The organism is Streptomyces africanus (assembly GCF_030816955.1).
Lineage (GTDB): Bacteria > Actinomycetota > Actinomycetes > Streptomycetales > Streptomycetaceae > Streptomyces > Streptomyces africanus.
Genome location: NZ_JAUSYP010000001.1, coordinates 3,192,750 through 3,206,847 on the forward strand (window position 1 = coordinate 3,192,750; position 14,098 = coordinate 3,206,847).

Here is a 14,098-nt window from a genome sequence, read left to right on the forward strand (position 1 = left end):
TCAACACCGTGTTAACTCGTCGTCACCGGCCGCCTCCCGAAGGCCGGCCGCCCCCGCCGCACGGCTGGAGAAACGGCTGCTCATGCCCACCCCCACCCTGCTCGTCCTGGACGCCGAACCCCTCCCTCGCCTCGGCCGCCTCACCGGCCACGCCAGTATCGAACACACCGACGCTGAGGGTCTCGCCGCACGCCTCCCGCGTGCGGATGTACTCCTGGTGTGGGATTTCACCTCGCGCGCCGTGCGGGACGCCTGGCCCGGCGAGGGCCCGCGGCCCCGCTGGGTGCATACGGCCAGCGCCGGTGTGGACCATCTGATGTGTCCGGAACTCGCCGCCTCCGACACGGTGGTGACGAACGCGCGCGGCATCTTCGACCAGCCGATCGCCGAGTACGTCGCCGCGCTCGTGCTGGCGATGGCCAAGGACCTGCCGCGCACGCTTCAGCTGCAACGGGAGCGGACCTGGCGGCACCGCGAGTCGCAGAAGGTCGCCGGGAGCCGGGCCGTCGTGGTCGGCACCGGGCCGATCGGCCGGGCGATCGCCCGCACGCTGGAGGCGCTGGACATCACGACGGCGCTCGTGGGCCGCGCCCCGCGCGCCGGCGTGCACGGCCCGGAGGATCTGGACCGGCTGCTGGCGCGCGCCGACTGGGTGATCGCGGCGGCGCCGCTCACGGAGCAGACGCACGGCATGTTCGACGCCCGCCGCTTCGGCGTGATGCAGCCGTCCGCCCGGTTCGTCAACATCGGCCGCGGCCAGTTGGTCGTCGAGGACGCGCTCGCCGAGGCCCTGGCCAAGCAGTGGATCGCGGGCGCCGCCCTGGACGTCTTCGAGTCCGAGCCGCTGACCCCCGACAGCCCGTTGTGGCAGGTCCCGGGCCTGATCGTGTCCCCGCACATGAGCGGCGACATCGTCGGCTGGCGGGACGAGCTCGGCGCCCAGTTCGTGGAACTGTACGAGCTGTGGGCGGCGGGAAAGCCGCTGGAGAACGTGGTCGACAAACAGCGCGGGTATGTACCCGGACACTGACGTTCCTTGGAGGGTGCATGACCGAGCTCACCGAGCTGACCGCCGTACGGCTCCTCGACGGCTACCGCAAGGGCGAGTGGAGCCCTGTGGAGGCGACCCGCGCGGCGCTGGAGCGGGCCGAGGCGATCCAGCCGGAGGTGAACGCCTTCGTCCGGCTGACCGCCGAGGACGCGCTGGCCCGGGCCCGGGAGTCGGAGGAGCGATGGCGGCGCGGTGAGCCGCAGGGCCTGCTGGACGGGGTACCGGTCACGGTCAAGGACATCCTGCTGCTGCGCGGCGCGCCGACCCTGCGCGGTTCGAAGGCCGTGGATCCGGCGGGACGCTGGGACGAGGACGCCCCGTCCGTGGCCCGGCTGCGGGAGCACGGGGCGGTCTTCATCGGCAAGACGACGACCCCCGAGTACGGCTGGAAGGGCGTGACGGACTCCCCGCTGAGCGGGGTGACGCGCAACCCGTACGACCCCTCGCGCACCGCCGGCGGATCGAGCGGGGGCAGCGCCGCGGCCGTGGCGCTCGGCGCGGGGCCGCTGTCGCTGGGCACGGACGGCGGCGGCAGTGTCCGGATCCCGGCGTCGTTCTGCGGGATCTTCGCGCTGAAGCCGACGTACGGGCGGGTGCCGCTCTACCCGGCGAGCGCGTTCGGCACGCTGGCGCACGTCGGGCCGATGACCCGGGACGCGGCGGACGCGGCGCTGCTGATGGACGTCATCGGCCACCCCGACTCGCGGGACTGGTCGGCGCTCGCCCCGCCGCCCGGTGCGTACACGGACGGCCTGGCGGGCGGGGTGCGCGGGCTGCGCGTGGCCTACTCGCCGACTCTGGGCGGCCAGGTGGCGGTGCGCCCGGAGGTCGCGAGGGCGGTGCGGCGGGCCGTGGAGCGGCTGGCGGAGCTCGGTGCCTACGTCACGGAGACCGACCCGGACCTCACCGAACCGGTGGAGGCCTTCCACACCCTGTGGTTCAGCGGGGCGGCCCGGGTGACCGAGCACCTGGGCCCGCACCAGCGGGAACTGCTGGACCCGGGTCTGCGCGAGATCTGCACACAGGGCGCCCGCTACTCGGCGCTGGACTATCTGGCCGCGGTGGACGTCCGGATGGACCTGGGGCGCCGGATGGGCAGCTTCCACGACACCCACGACCTGCTCGTCACGCCGACCCTGCCGATCACGGCGTTCGAGGCGGGCGTCGAGGTACCGAAAGGATCCGGCCACCGGCGCTGGACGGGCTGGACGCCGTTCACGTACCCGTTCAACATGACGCAGCAGCCCGCGGCGAGCGTGCCGGTCGGCTCCGACGGGGACGGCCTGCCGATCGGGCTCCAGCTCGTGGCCGCCCGGCACCGGGACGATCTGGTGCTGCGGGCGGCCCACGCGCTGTACGAGGCCGGCGTGGCGTCCGCCGGCCGGCTCAGGCCCTCCGGAAGCTGAGCGTCTCCCCCGCCGCTCCCGACCTCCACAGGTCGTTGCACGCCTCGGCCATGGCGTCCAGGCCCTCGACGATCTGGCCCCAGACGATGCCGGGGACCCAGCCGACATCGCCGTTCAGCAGCAGGTTGTTGCGTTCGTAGAACAGGGCCAGGTCGACGAGCGTGGTCCCGGCGCGGACCTCGCGGTCGTAGCCGTAGGCCTTGGTCCCCAACTCCGCCCCGGCGAAGGTGAAATAACACAGATCGCCGGGAATCGGAGTGATAGTCGGGTTTTCCAGAGGTGGCTCGGTTTCGGCGAAGGGCGGGAAAAGGGCGTAGATCTCGTTGCGTGCGTACTTCGCGTGGTAGACGTCGTTGGCGAGCGGAAGGGCATCCCAGACGGCCGCGCAGGTGATCGGTGCGCGGTCGTCCAGGAGCCTGGCCCTGCAGGTCACGTCGCGCTTGACCAGCGAGACTTCGATATAGCGATCAGCCATGCCTCCATGGGAGTGCCCGCCGCCCCCGCGGTCAAGGGCGCACCGGGAGACGTGCGGGGCTTGAAAAGATCGGCATAACTCGGATCGGGTCGGGTAGCCGCGCGCCCATGGCTCCACCACAGAGAAGCCCACTGAGAAGTCCGGAACCCATATCCCAGGCCGCATCCACGCCCACACGCCGGTCGCTGCTCGCGGGGGTCGCGGCGCTCGGCGCGCTGGGCGCCGCCGGATGCAGCCGGGTGGCCACGGCGTCGAGCACCGAGGGCGGTGACCTGCTCGGCCGGCTCCGCGCGGCGGGCGTCGTCCGCCTCGGCATCGCCGGTGAGATCCCGTTCGGCTTCATCGACACGAACGGCGAGCTGACCGGTGAGGCACCGGAACTGGCCAAGGTGATCTTCAAGCGTCTCGGCATCGACCGGGTCCAGCCCGTGCCGACCGAGTTCGGCTCGCTCATCCCCGGCCTGAACTCCCAGCAGTTCGACGTCGTGGCCGCCGGGATGTACGTCAACCCCGAGCGCTGCGAGCAGGTCATCTTCTCCGACCCCGACTACCAGATGCTCGACGCGTTCATCGTCCGCAAGGGGAACCCGAAGGGGTTGCGCAGCTACAAGGACGTCGTCGAGAAGAAGGCGAAGTTCGCCACCGGGACCGGGTACGCCGAGATCCAGTACGCCGTCGACGCGGGGTACAAGGAGAGCGACATCCTCATCGTCCCGGACCAGGTGGCGGGGCTGAACGCCGTCGAGGCGGGCCGCGTGGACGTGTTCGCCGGTACGGCGCTCACCACCCGCGAGGTCGTGAAGAAGTCCAGCAAGGCGGAGTCGACCGAGCCGTTCGCCCCGCTCGTGGACGGCAAGCCGCACGTCGACGGCGGCGCCTTCGCGTTCCGGCCGACCGAGACCAAGCTGCGGGACGCCTTCAACGTCGAGCTGCACAAGCTCAAGAAGAGCGGCGAACTGTTCCGCATCCTCAAGCCCTTCGGATTCACCAAGGCGGAGATGACGGATCTGACCGCGAAGGAGCTCTGCGGCGGATGACCTCGGGACTCTGGGAACTCGTACTCAAGGGCGTATGGGTCACGATCCAGCTGCTCGTGTGCAGCGCGCTGCTGGCCACCGCGGTCTCCTTCGTCGTCGGTGTCCTGCGCACCCACCGGCTGTGGATCGTCCGCTTCCTCGCCGGCCTCTACACCGAGGTGTTCCGCGGGACCTCGGCCCTGGTGATGATCTTCTGGGTGTACTTCGTGCTGCCGATCTCCTTCGGCTGGCAGCTGGTGCCCCTGTGGGCCGGCTCCCTCGCGCTCGGCCTGACCTACGGGGCGTACGGCTCCGAGATCGTGCGCGGCGCGCTGAACGCCGTCGACCCGGCGCAGAAAGAGGGCGGGATCGCGCTCAGCTTCACGCCCTGGCAGCGGATGCGGCTGATCCTGCTGCCGCAGGCCGTGCCGGAGATGATCCCGCCGTTCTCCAACCTGCTCATCGAACTGCTCAAGGGCACCGCCCTGGTGTCGATCATGGGCATGGGTGACCTGGCGTTCAGCGGCAACCTGGTGCGTCTGGCGCTCCAGGAGAGCGCGGAGATCTACACGGTCGTGCTGCTGATCTACTTCGCCATCGCCTTCCTGCTGACCCGCGGCATGCGCGGCCTGGAGCGCAAGCTCAAGGCCGGCACGGGTAAGCCGGTCGGGTCCTCGGCCGACCAGGAACTGAGCCGGCCGGAGACGACCGGTGTGGGAGGTGCTGTCGCGTGAAGTGGGACTGGAGCGCAGTCAGCGGCTTCATGCCGCAGTTCTGGGAAGGTCTGCTGGTCACCCTGCAGATCCTGGCCCTCGGTTCGCTGATCTCGTTCGCGCTGGGCCTGGTGTGGGCGCTGCTCATGCGGGTGCCCTCGCGGTGGGTGACCTGGCCGCTCGGAGTGGTCACGGAGTTCGTCCGCAATACCCCGCTGCTGGTGCAGCTGTTCTTCCTCTTCTACGTGCTGCCCGAGTGGGGCCTGACCTTCTCGGCGCTGGCCACCGGTGTCTTCGCCATCGGGCTGCACTACTCGACGTACACCATGCAGGTCTACCGCGCCGGTATCGAGGCCGTGCCGGTCGGCCAGTGGGAGGCGGCGACGGCACTGAACCTGCCGCTGCGCCGGACGTGGACCGCGGTGATCCTGCCGCAGGCGGTGCGCCGGGTCGTCCCCGCGCTCGGCAACTACGTCATCTCGATGCTCAAGGACACACCGATGGTGATGGCGATCACCGTGCTGGAGCTGCTCGGCCAGGCGCGCCTGTACTCGCAGGAGCACTTCCAGTTCACCGAGCCGCTCACCGTGATCGGCGTGGCCTTCATCCTCATTTCCTACCTGGCCTCCCTTCTCATGCGAGCACTGGAGCGACGCCTTGCCCACTGACACTCTCCCCAACCCCGAGAAGAACCCCGCCAGGAGCACCGGCGAGCTGATCCGGCTGGAGCAGGTCACCAAGCGGTTCGGCGACCACACGGTCCTGGACCACCTGGACTTCTCCGTGGACGCCGGCAAGCACGTGACCCTGATCGGCCCCTCCGGATCCGGCAAGACCACGATCCTCCGCCTGCTGATGACGCTGCTCAAGCCCGACGAGGGCACGATCACCGTGGACGGGGAGCAGCTGTTCCCGGCGCCCGAGAAGCAGGTGCGCGAGGTCCGCAAGAAGATCGGGATGGTGTTCCAGCAGTTCAACCTGTTCCCGAACATGACGGTCCTGCGCAACATCACCGAGGCCCCGGTCACGGTCCTCGGCATGTCGAAGGACGCCGCCGAGGAGCGGGCGCGCGAGCTGCTGGAGCTGGTCGGGCTGACCGACCACCTCGACAAGCACCCGGCGCAGCTGTCCGGCGGGCAGCAGCAGCGGGTGGCGATCGCCCGGGCGCTGGCGATGCGGCCGCAGGTGCTGCTCCTGGACGAGGTGACCTCCGCGCTCGACCCGGAGCTGGTCGCGGGCGTCCTCGACGTGCTGCGGGACATCGCCCGTTCCACGGACATCACGATGCTCTGTGTGACGCACGAGATGAACTTCGCCCGGGACATCTCCGACCAGGTACTGATGTTCGACTCGGGTCGGGTCATCGAGTCGGGCCCGCCGGAGAAGATCTTCAGCGAGCCGGAGCACGACCGCACGCGGGAGTTCCTCAGCGCAGTACTCTGACTACACCGCGTGACCAGGCAGGACGTCCGGGCCCGAGGGCTGGGGCATGCTTCTGGCATATGCCAGAGGGTCGATGCCCCGGTCCGGGGGCTCGGGAATCTTGTCAACCCCCGCTCTCCGCAGGGTGTTTGCCGGTTAACCTGATAGAGGTTCACTGACCGGATTACGGCCCTAACAGCAAGCGCAGGGGGAGACCACCGTGGCGCTGAAGCACGAGCCGCCGACCACCCCGTACCACGCGGCCCAGGAAGCCCTGCGCGTCCTGGAGACCGTGGCGCGGAGTTCCACCGGAGTCACCGACACCGAGCTCGCCCGGCACACCGGCATCGGACCGGGGCGGCTGACCGCGCTGCTGCGCATGCTGCGCCGTGAGGGCTACGTCGAGCAGATCGCCGACGGCGCGTACGTCACGGGCGAGACGCTGGCCCGCCTCGGCTCCGCCCAGCACCGCGAGCAGGCCCTGCGCGACAAGCTCCAGCACACCCTCGACCGGCTGCGCGACTCGGTCGGCGCCGCCGTCTACATGAGCCGGTACGTCGACGGCGAGATCAGCGTCACCCAGTACGCCGACAGCCCGGCCACGCCCAAGGTCAACGAGTGGGTCGACTTCCGCTCCTCGGCCCACGCCACCGCCATCGGCAAGAGCCTGCTCACCCAGCTCGACCACGCCGGCCGCCGCGACCACCTCGCCCGGCACAAGATGGCCCGCCTCACCTCGCGCACCATCACCAGCGACCGCCTGCTGCTCTCCCGGCTGGAGTCCCAGCCGCCCACCGTGCCGGTCCTGGACCTCCAGGAGTACGCGGTCGGCACGGTCTGCGCGGCCGTCCCCGTCACGGCCGGCTCCTCCGTCGGCTGCCTGGCCCTGTCCCTCCCGGTCGAGCACGCGCACCGGCTCCGCCAGGCCGCGGACGCCCTCAACCGCAACGCGGCACCGGTCCTGCTGTCCATGGCGATCTAGGGGGCCCCGGGTCCCGCTCGGGGTGGTCCGAAGCACCCCACGGGACCAGGTATTATTTTTTCTGTCGCCAGCCGCGAGAACGCGATGCGAACGCGGTCGGCGGGAGTCATGCGCCGCTAGCTCAGTTGGTTAGAGCAGCTGACTCTTAATCAGCGGGTCCGGGGTTCGAGTCCCTGGCGGCGCACCGGTGAAGGGCCTCTCGTGGGAGCGGGAGGCCCTTCGGCGTGTCGAGATCCTCCCTGGTCAGCAGGCGGTACGCGCGCTCCCCCGGCGGCCGCCACCACACCGGGTCCGCGCACCGCAGGCCTTCCTTCCGTAACGCCGCCCGACGGATCTTGTTCGTGGCCGTCACCGGCATCCGCCCCACCACCCGCACGAACCGGGGCGCCGTCTTCGTCCCCAGGTCGGGCTGCGCGAGCAGGAACCGCGCGAACCCCTCCGGGTCGAACGTCCCGGCGATCGTCGCCATCACCTGGTCCCCGGTCACCGGGTCCGGCACCGCGTACACGGCGACGGCGGCGGCCCCCTCGTACCGGGCGAGGATGTTCTCGATCATCGCGGCGGCCAGGTTCTCGCCGTCGACACGCAGACGGTCGTCGGTGCGGCCGGCGAAGTAGAGGTAGCCGTCGGCGTCCCGGTAGAAGAGGTCGCCCGTCCAGAACCAGCCTGCCCTGCGCCGCTCCGCCTCCGCCGCCGGGTTGCGCCAGTAGCCCTCGAAGGGGCTGGGTCCCCGGTTGACCAGTTCGCCGATCGCCTCGTCCCCGTTGAGCAGCCGCCCGGCCGCGTCGAAGCGGGCCGGCGGGCACTCCTCGCGGCTCTCCGGGTCGAGGACGACGAGCCCGGGTGCCGCCCGGCCGACCGCGCCCGGCGGTGTCCCCGGCGACCACTGCACCGCCGCCCCGCCCTCCGAGGAGCCGTATCCCTCCACCAGCCGCACCCCGAACCGCCGCTCGAAGGCCGCCGCGTCCATCGCACCGGCCTCCGTGCCGAAGCCCAGACGCAGCGGGTTGTCCCGGTCGTCGGGGCCGGGCTCGGTGGCCAGGACGTACTGGATCGCCCGGCCGACGTGGGTGAAGTACGTCGCGCCGTACCGGCGGACGTCCGGCAGGAAGCGGGACGCCGAGAAGCGCCGGCGCAGTGCCACGCCCGCCCCCGTCACCAGGGCGGGGGCCCAGCCGGCGATCACCGCGTTGCCGTGGAAGAGCGGCATGCAGAGGTAGTGCACGTCCTGCGGGCCCAGGGCGAACTGTCCGGCCAGGGAGCGTCCGGCGGCTGCCAGGCGGCCCTGGGAGCAGAGGGCGGCCTTGGGTGCTCCGGTCGAGCCGGAGGTGAAGTAGAGGAGGAGGCGGTCGCGCGGGGTGGCGCGGGAGGCGTCCGGGTGTGCGTCGGCGTAGGGGGCCAGGAGGTCGGCGTACTCCTGCGCGTCCGTCACCAGCACACGGACACCGGGCAGGTCCAGGCCCCTGAGCAACGGCAGGTGGGTCCGCTCGGTGACCAGGATCCGGCACTCGGTGTGCAGGATGTCACGGGCGAGTTCGGCGCCCCGCCGCGTGGGATTGACACCGGCGACCGCCGCCCCGGCCAGGGCCGCCGCGCCCAGCCACAGAAGGAACTCGGGGGTGTTGTCGAGGAGCACCCCGATGTGGGGCTCGGCGTCCGGCGGCAGCAGGTCGGCCAGCAGGGCCGCCCGGGCCGCGGCTGCGGCGGCCACCTCGTGGTGGGTCAGCGCCCGATCCTCGCACCGCAGTCCCGGCCGGTGGTCGCCCCACCGGGCGGCGACGAGTTCCGCCACCGTGCTCGCCCTTGAGTCCATGGCCGCGCACGGTAGTTGACGTACCGTCAGATGTGGAGGCTCACGGCAGCACGGACGTCCCGCTGCCGCCACTGAAGAGGAAGTCGCTGTACGGGCCGAAGATCTGGACGTACGTGACGACGAAGCCGGCGCAGAACAGGACGATCACGCCGAGGAACGCCAGGATGCCGAAGGTGGCCACCGCGTGCCGCACCCGGCTCGGCGGCTGCGCCGTGGCCACGACCTGCCGGCCCTCGCTGTAGTAGACCGTGACGTAGTCGCCCTCGACGATCGTCCCCCGGCCGCCCTCCTCCTCGAACCGGATGACCCGGCCGTCGCGCGTGATGAACTCGTACACGTGGTGGAGCGCGGTATGCACGGATGTGTCGCCGTGCCCGCCGCTGACCGTCGCGTAGGCGCGCAGGCACCGGCCCTCGGCCGTCAGCCCGCTGTTCCAGGCGCCCCGGACCTGGAGCCAGCGCCGCACGATCCGGTAGGCCATGAAGACCGCCCCGGCCGTGATCAGGCCCGGCACGATGTAGAAGATCACGTCCATCGCGCATCCCCCGAGGTCGATGCGCCGGCCCCGATCGGCCGGCGTGGGAGGAACCTACCCACGCCGGCCGCACCGGTGACTCAAGAGAACCTCAGAAGGTTCAGAAGGTGACGTCCGAGCACGCGTAGAACGCGTTGCCCGTGTCGGCGATCGTCCACACCGCCAGGATGACGTGATGGCCGCTCAGCCCGGACGGCAGCCTGCCGCTGTGGGAGAGCGTCGACGGCGGCCGCTGGCCGTTGTACGGCACCGTGAAGAACGGCGTGAGGTTGAGGTCGGACCGGGCCAGGTTGTGGTTCTGGTTCCAGCCCGGCTTGGTGATGTAGTACTTGAAGTCGGTCGTGGCGTGCATGGCCGTGAACTGCCAGCGGAACGTGTAGGTCTGGCCGCCCGTCACCCTGGTAGTGGGCCAGGCCCCGCCGGACGGCGTGCGCGGTGCGCTGAGCTGGCTGAACTGGCCGAGTCCGGCGTTGCATATCTGCCCGTCGGCCGGACCGGAGGCCGGGAAGCCCTTCGGGCCCTCGACGCTCTGCGGTTCCCATTGGATCGGACCGCAGTTGGTCACGGTGCCGTTCTGGCAGAGCTTCTGCCGGCTGACGGGGAGGTCGGTGTAGCCGTGGCCGCTGGCGCCGCCGGAGGAGAGTACGAGGGCTCCGGTCGTGGCCAGTCCCACCGCGACGGCGGACAACTTGGTCCTTCTGCGCATGCTGCCGCTCCTGGAGAACGTGGGGGAGGTTCAGTGAGCTGTGCAGGTAGGTCTAGACCAAGTCCGAGAATAAGGACGCTAGTTGAACATGTCCATACCAATCAGGGGGCGGTTTCTCCCCGGCCCGCGCAGAACGCCACCGTCAGGTCCCGCACCAGCACCTTCCGCTCGTAGTCGTTCAGTTCGACCAGCCCCCGCATGGTCAGCCGGGTCACCGTGTCCTCCACCGAGTCCACGACCGAGGTGAGCACGCTCGCCCGGCGCCGGGCGTCGAGCGCGGCGATATGGCGGCGGTGCATCGCCGCGGCGACCTCGGGGGCGTACTCCACCCGGAGCGGCTGCACCGAGAACACCTCCAGGCCGACCGGCACCGCGTCGGCCGCCGCCAGCCGGGTCAGCGCCTCGGCCGCCGCGTCCGTGGCGCCCTTGGCCCCGCCGGGCATCTCCACCGGCACCCGGGCCAGGGCCGCCTCGACGCACTCGCGCAGATAGGCCTCGTGGTCCTCGACGCCCAGCGTGGCCCGCGCGGTGTCCCGCACCCGCCACACCACCTGGACGACGACCCGCAGCGCGACCCCGCTCGCGTCGGCGGCCGGCACCGGCTCACTGCGCCAGTGCCGCAGCCGTACGTCCACCCGGCGGCGCAGCAGCAGCGGGTTGACCCACAGCAGACCCGAGCGCCGGACGGTCCCCCGGTAGCGGCCGAACAGATCCAGCACCCAGGCCCGTCCGGTCCGGCCCCGGGCCAGCCCGCCGAACCCGAACAGCCCGAGCGCCCCGGCTCCCGCGTACGCCGCCCACTGCGCCGGACCGAGCCCGGCCCCGGCGTACGCGGGCAGTCGCAGCGCCTCCAGCGCGAGCGGCGGGAGCAGCCCGGCCCACCAGGAGGTGGCCGCACACCCGGCCGCCCCGCACACCCCGGCCAGCACACCCGCCGCCCCGGGCAGCACCCGCGCGGGCCGCTCCACCAGGTCGGGATCGGCCTGCGGCACCGGGCGCGACGCCACGGCCGCCGGGCGCGTGAGGCGTGGCTGCTCCCCCGTGCCCTGCCTACGGGCGACGACCGCCGGCTTCAGCGGCACCGGCGCCGGGTCCGCCGGGTCGTCGCGGAACAGCAGGTGGACAGGGATCTCGGTGGTGGCCTCGTTCTGGATGAGCCGGGCGGGTCTGGCCGGACCGCCTGCCGGCCCGTCGGGCTCGGACGTGTGGGACGTGGTCGTACTCATGGGTGCCTCCAGCCTCCGCGCCAGATGCGTCACAACGGTGATCCCCGGTGTGCGCCGGGGCCTACGAGAAGAGCCGCCGCCAGGTCTCCGGGCCGGGGTAGCCGTCCGCCGCGCCGCCCCGCCAGCGCTGGGTGCGCTGGAAGGCCTCGACGGCGCGCCGGTCCGCCTCACCCCAGAGCGGCCCCGGCCCGGCCGGGTAGAACCCGCCGAACCCCTTCCGCACCAGTTGCCTCCCCAGTTGGGTGACGTAGGGGTTGGCGGCGCCGGGCCGGAACATCGCCCGACCCGGGTAGCCGGGCACGCCGTGGGAGGAGGGCGAGGGCCCGGCCTCCCCGGCCGTCACGCCCAGGTCCCCGACGAGCATCCGGCCGTGCGGCGTGAGGTGTGCGTAGTGCGCGCCGGGGCCGAAATACGCCGCTCCTGGGAGGGGCGTGAGGGCCGCTGCGCCCGATGTCCCGCTGACCGGTTCCTTGCCCGGTACGGTCCCCGGCTCCGTCTCCTCCGCCGAGGTGACGCCCTTGTACCGGTAGGGGACGTACCTGTCGGAGTCGTTCCAGTAGGCGTACGGGGTGGACCGCCGGCGGGTGTGCGGGCGGGTCTGCTCATAGGCGGTGTAATGGGTGTGCGCGTGGTCCGTCCAGCCGCCGAAAATGACGACGTGCGAGCCGCTTTCCGGGTCGGCCGTATTGTGGAACAGCAGGATGTCGCCCGGTTGGAGTTCCTCCTTGGAAATCCGCTCACCGTATTGGGCGAGGCTGCCCGTCCATTCGTTTCCGGGCAGCCTCCAGGCCATCGATACATAACCCGAGCAGTCCTGTCGGTAACCGTCGGACCAGTACGTGTTCATGCTGTACGGGACCTTCGCGGCGACCCAGGTCTTGGCCCGGTTGATGATCTCCGTACGGGTGATGGCGGTGGGCTTGAGGGTGGCGGAGGGCTCCGCGGGAAGGCCGCCGGGGCCGTACAGCGGAGCCTTGCCGCCCTGGGGGGTGTCATGCTCGTCACCTGCGGAAACGTCGGGCCGGTGGGGGGCGTGCGGGGCGGCTGCGGCCGGTACGGCGTGGCCCGCGCCGAGCGCCGCCGAGGCCATGGCGGCCAGCGCGAGGGCACGGCGTGCGGCCGGGTGGGCCGTGGTGCGGCCGGCCCGGGAATGCGGCAGGACGCGGCGCCAGTGGATGCATCCGGGGCAGTCGCAGTCGCTCGCGGGATCGAATTCCTCGAATACCGGAGACCTCATGCGACACCCCTCACACTTCCGACGGAAAAGGCCGCGCCGGTATCCGTCCGGGCGCGCGTCGCCAGTTTCTCAACTGTCATCCGCACGCGCATGCTGACGGTCCGAATGATGTACGCGGGGCCGTCCGGGAGCCTTCCCGGGGCCGTGCCCGGTGGTCCGGAGCACCTCCCGGCGTCCTGTAGAGTTACGTCGTCAGCGCGCGCCGCTAGCTCAGTTGGTTAGAGCAGCTGACTCTTAATCAGCGGGTCCGGGGTTCGAGTCCCTGGCGGCGCACGATGCCGGTGGCGGCTTGTGTTCGCGGACAGCGCGAACACAAGCCGCCATCGTCTTTTCTGCGCGGCTTCGCCGCGCGCCGTGGGGGCTCCGCCACCCACACCCCCGTCTCTCGGCCTTGCAGCGAGCCGGAAGACAGAAGCCCGGCGCAGCCCAGTCACACCGACCGAAGGCCCATCGCGGAAGCGAGGGGCTTTTCGCCTGTCTGCAGCCCTGGTGCACTCTGGCCGGAACCCGGCCCCCCGCGCGATTGGCCGGATACCCTCTCGCCATGGCAGCGCGTGATCTCCAGGAGCGGATCAAGAAGCTCATCATCGACCGCCGGCTGGCCTCCGGGGCCCCGCTGCCGACCGAGCCCGAGCTGATGGAGTACCTCGGCGCGAGCCGGAACTCGGTGCGGGAGGCGCTGAAGGCGCTCCAGGCCATGGGCATCGTGGAGATCCGGCACGGCTTCGGCACCTACGTCGGCCCGATGTCCCTGGCCCCGATGATCGAGGGCCTCGCCTTCCGCACGGTCGCCGGGCACTACCGGGGCGAGGACTCGCTGCTCCAGTTGCTGGAGCTGCGGGAGGCGGTGGAGACCGGGCTGGTCTCCCGGCTCGCGGGGCGGATACCGGAAGCGGACCTCGTTGAACTGGACGGGCTCGTCGGCCGTATGGAAGAGCAGGCCGCACGGGGAGCCGGGCTCGCCGAGACCGACCGGGCCTTCCACGCCACCCTCTACCGGGGGCTGGACAACGTGCTGCTGAGCGAGGTCCTGGAGGCGTTCTGGGACGCCTTCCACCGGGTCCGCACCGACCTCGGGGGCGAGCCGCAGGACCCGAAGGTGACCTGCCGGCAGCACCGGGACATCCTCGACGCGGTCCGGTCCGGCGACTCGATGCGGGCGGAGGAGGCCATAAGAGAGCACTTCGGGAACATCCGCGCCCGCTTGTCCACAACCGCTCCACAGGGTCCCCACACCCACCACATTGAACGCGTATGACCGGTAAACACCGCGTTTCGCATCTTGCGATCATGATGAACGCCGTAGAACCCTGGTTTTCTGGTTTTTCAAGATGCTGCGGATTCGCGGCAGTTGGGGGGATTGAGAGCCGGTTGCGGGCCGAGCGGGGGTAGGGGCCCCGTTCAGGAAGCGATGCCGAGGGGGGCATCATGCAACCGGAAGGTCGCGTTGCCGTGTCTATAAGGTGTGGATGACGTGGTGACAGCGACCCACCACTGATACGTCTGTGAAGGTCGA

13 protein-coding genes, 2 tRNA genes and 1 pseudogene are annotated in these 14,098 nt (G+C 71.0%); 10 read left to right on the forward strand and 6 right to left on the reverse strand.

Annotated elements, in window-relative coordinates:
* The first annotated feature begins 82 nt into the window (after positions 1 to 82).
* The gene (locus QF034_RS14695; protein ID WP_307175388.1) at positions 83 to 1,030 is read left to right on the forward strand and encodes a D-2-hydroxyacid dehydrogenase; all 948 of its coding nucleotides are present in this window, start codon (positions 83 to 85) and stop codon (positions 1,028 to 1,030) included.
* A gap of 17 nt (positions 1,031 to 1,047) precedes the next feature.
* Complete coding sequence (locus QF034_RS14700; RefSeq protein ID WP_307175389.1) at positions 1,048 to 2,457, forward strand: amidase; 1,410 nt, start codon at positions 1,048 to 1,050, stop codon at positions 2,455 to 2,457.
* Here the strand turns inward: QF034_RS14700 and QF034_RS14705 are convergent.
* Positions 2,438 to 2,932 (reverse strand): DUF3830 family protein, encoded by a 495-nt coding sequence (locus QF034_RS14705; RefSeq protein WP_307175390.1) that lies wholly within the window; start codon positions 2,930 to 2,932, stop codon positions 2,438 to 2,440. The two genes, QF034_RS14700 and QF034_RS14705, sit on opposite strands and share 20 nt — an antisense overlap.
* Positions 2,933 to 3,039: 107 nt before the next feature.
* Between QF034_RS14705 and ehuB the strand changes: the two genes are divergently transcribed.
* From ehuB to QF034_RS14735, 6 genes are all read left to right on the forward strand, one after another.
* Complete coding sequence (gene ehuB, locus QF034_RS14710) at positions 3,040 to 3,969, forward strand: ectoine/hydroxyectoine ABC transporter substrate-binding protein EhuB (RefSeq protein WP_307175391.1); 930 nt, start codon at positions 3,040 to 3,042, stop codon at positions 3,967 to 3,969.
* On the forward strand, positions 3,966 to 4,682 hold the full coding sequence (gene ehuC, locus QF034_RS14715; protein WP_307175392.1) for an ectoine/hydroxyectoine ABC transporter permease subunit EhuC: 717 nt from the start codon (positions 3,966 to 3,968) through the stop codon (positions 4,680 to 4,682). Before ehuB ends, ehuC begins: the two co-directional genes overlap by 4 nt.
* Positions 4,679 to 5,329 carry an ectoine/hydroxyectoine ABC transporter permease subunit EhuD gene (gene ehuD, locus QF034_RS14720; protein ID WP_307175393.1) on the forward strand — a complete coding sequence of 217 codons (651 nt, stop codon included), beginning with the start codon at positions 4,679 to 4,681 and terminating at the stop codon, positions 5,327 to 5,329. The genes ehuC and ehuD overlap by 4 nt, the downstream gene beginning before the upstream one ends.
* Positions 5,319 to 6,104, forward strand: coding sequence for an ectoine/hydroxyectoine ABC transporter ATP-binding protein EhuA (gene ehuA, locus QF034_RS14725; protein WP_307175394.1), 786 nt, complete (start codon positions 5,319 to 5,321; stop codon positions 6,102 to 6,104). Before ehuD ends, ehuA begins: the two co-directional genes overlap by 11 nt.
* Before the next feature lie 199 nt (positions 6,105 to 6,303).
* Entirely contained in the window at positions 6,304 to 7,065 is a 762-nt protein-coding gene (locus QF034_RS14730) for an IclR family transcriptional regulator (RefSeq protein ID WP_307175395.1), read from the forward strand.
* Positions 7,066 to 7,175: 110 nt separating this feature from the next.
* A tRNA-Lys gene (locus tag QF034_RS14735) sits at positions 7,176 to 7,249 on the forward strand.
* On the opposite strand, the pseudogene QF034_RS14740 reads toward QF034_RS14735, so the two are convergent.
* The 5 genes and pseudogenes from QF034_RS14740 to QF034_RS14760 all read right to left on the reverse strand — a co-directional run bounded on the left by QF034_RS14740 (position 7,215) and on the right by QF034_RS14760 (position 12,582).
* Positions 7,215 to 8,878, reverse strand: a pseudogene (locus tag QF034_RS14740) (AMP-binding protein). The gene QF034_RS14735 and the pseudogene QF034_RS14740 overlap by 35 nt on opposite strands.
* Positions 8,879 to 8,918: 40 nt before the next feature.
* Complete coding sequence (locus QF034_RS14745) at positions 8,919 to 9,413, reverse strand: hypothetical protein (protein ID WP_307175396.1); 495 nt, start codon at positions 9,411 to 9,413, stop codon at positions 8,919 to 8,921.
* Positions 9,414 to 9,513: 100 nt separating this feature from the next.
* On the reverse strand, positions 9,514 to 10,119 hold the full coding sequence (locus QF034_RS14750; protein WP_307175397.1) for a lytic polysaccharide monooxygenase auxiliary activity family 9 protein: 606 nt from the start codon (positions 10,117 to 10,119) through the stop codon (positions 9,514 to 9,516).
* A gap of 101 nt (positions 10,120 to 10,220) precedes the next feature.
* Positions 10,221 to 11,345, reverse strand: a complete 1,125-nt coding sequence (locus QF034_RS14755; protein WP_307175398.1) for an SPFH domain-containing protein — start codon at positions 11,343 to 11,345, stop codon at positions 10,221 to 10,223.
* Positions 11,346 to 11,406: 61 nt separating this feature from the next.
* Positions 11,407 to 12,582: a peptidoglycan-binding protein gene (locus QF034_RS14760; protein ID WP_307175399.1), complete on the reverse strand. Its 1,176-nt coding sequence runs from the start codon at positions 12,580 to 12,582 to the stop codon at positions 11,407 to 11,409.
* A gap of 199 nt (positions 12,583 to 12,781) precedes the next feature.
* Between QF034_RS14760 and QF034_RS14765 the strand changes: the two genes are divergently transcribed.
* Positions 12,782 to 12,855: transfer RNA gene (locus tag QF034_RS14765), tRNA-Lys, on the forward strand.
* A gap of 271 nt (positions 12,856 to 13,126) precedes the next feature.
* The gene (locus QF034_RS14770; RefSeq protein ID WP_307175400.1) at positions 13,127 to 13,840 is read left to right on the forward strand and encodes a FadR/GntR family transcriptional regulator; all 714 of its coding nucleotides are present in this window, start codon (positions 13,127 to 13,129) and stop codon (positions 13,838 to 13,840) included.
* Positions 13,841 to 14,098: the final 258 nt, after the last annotated feature.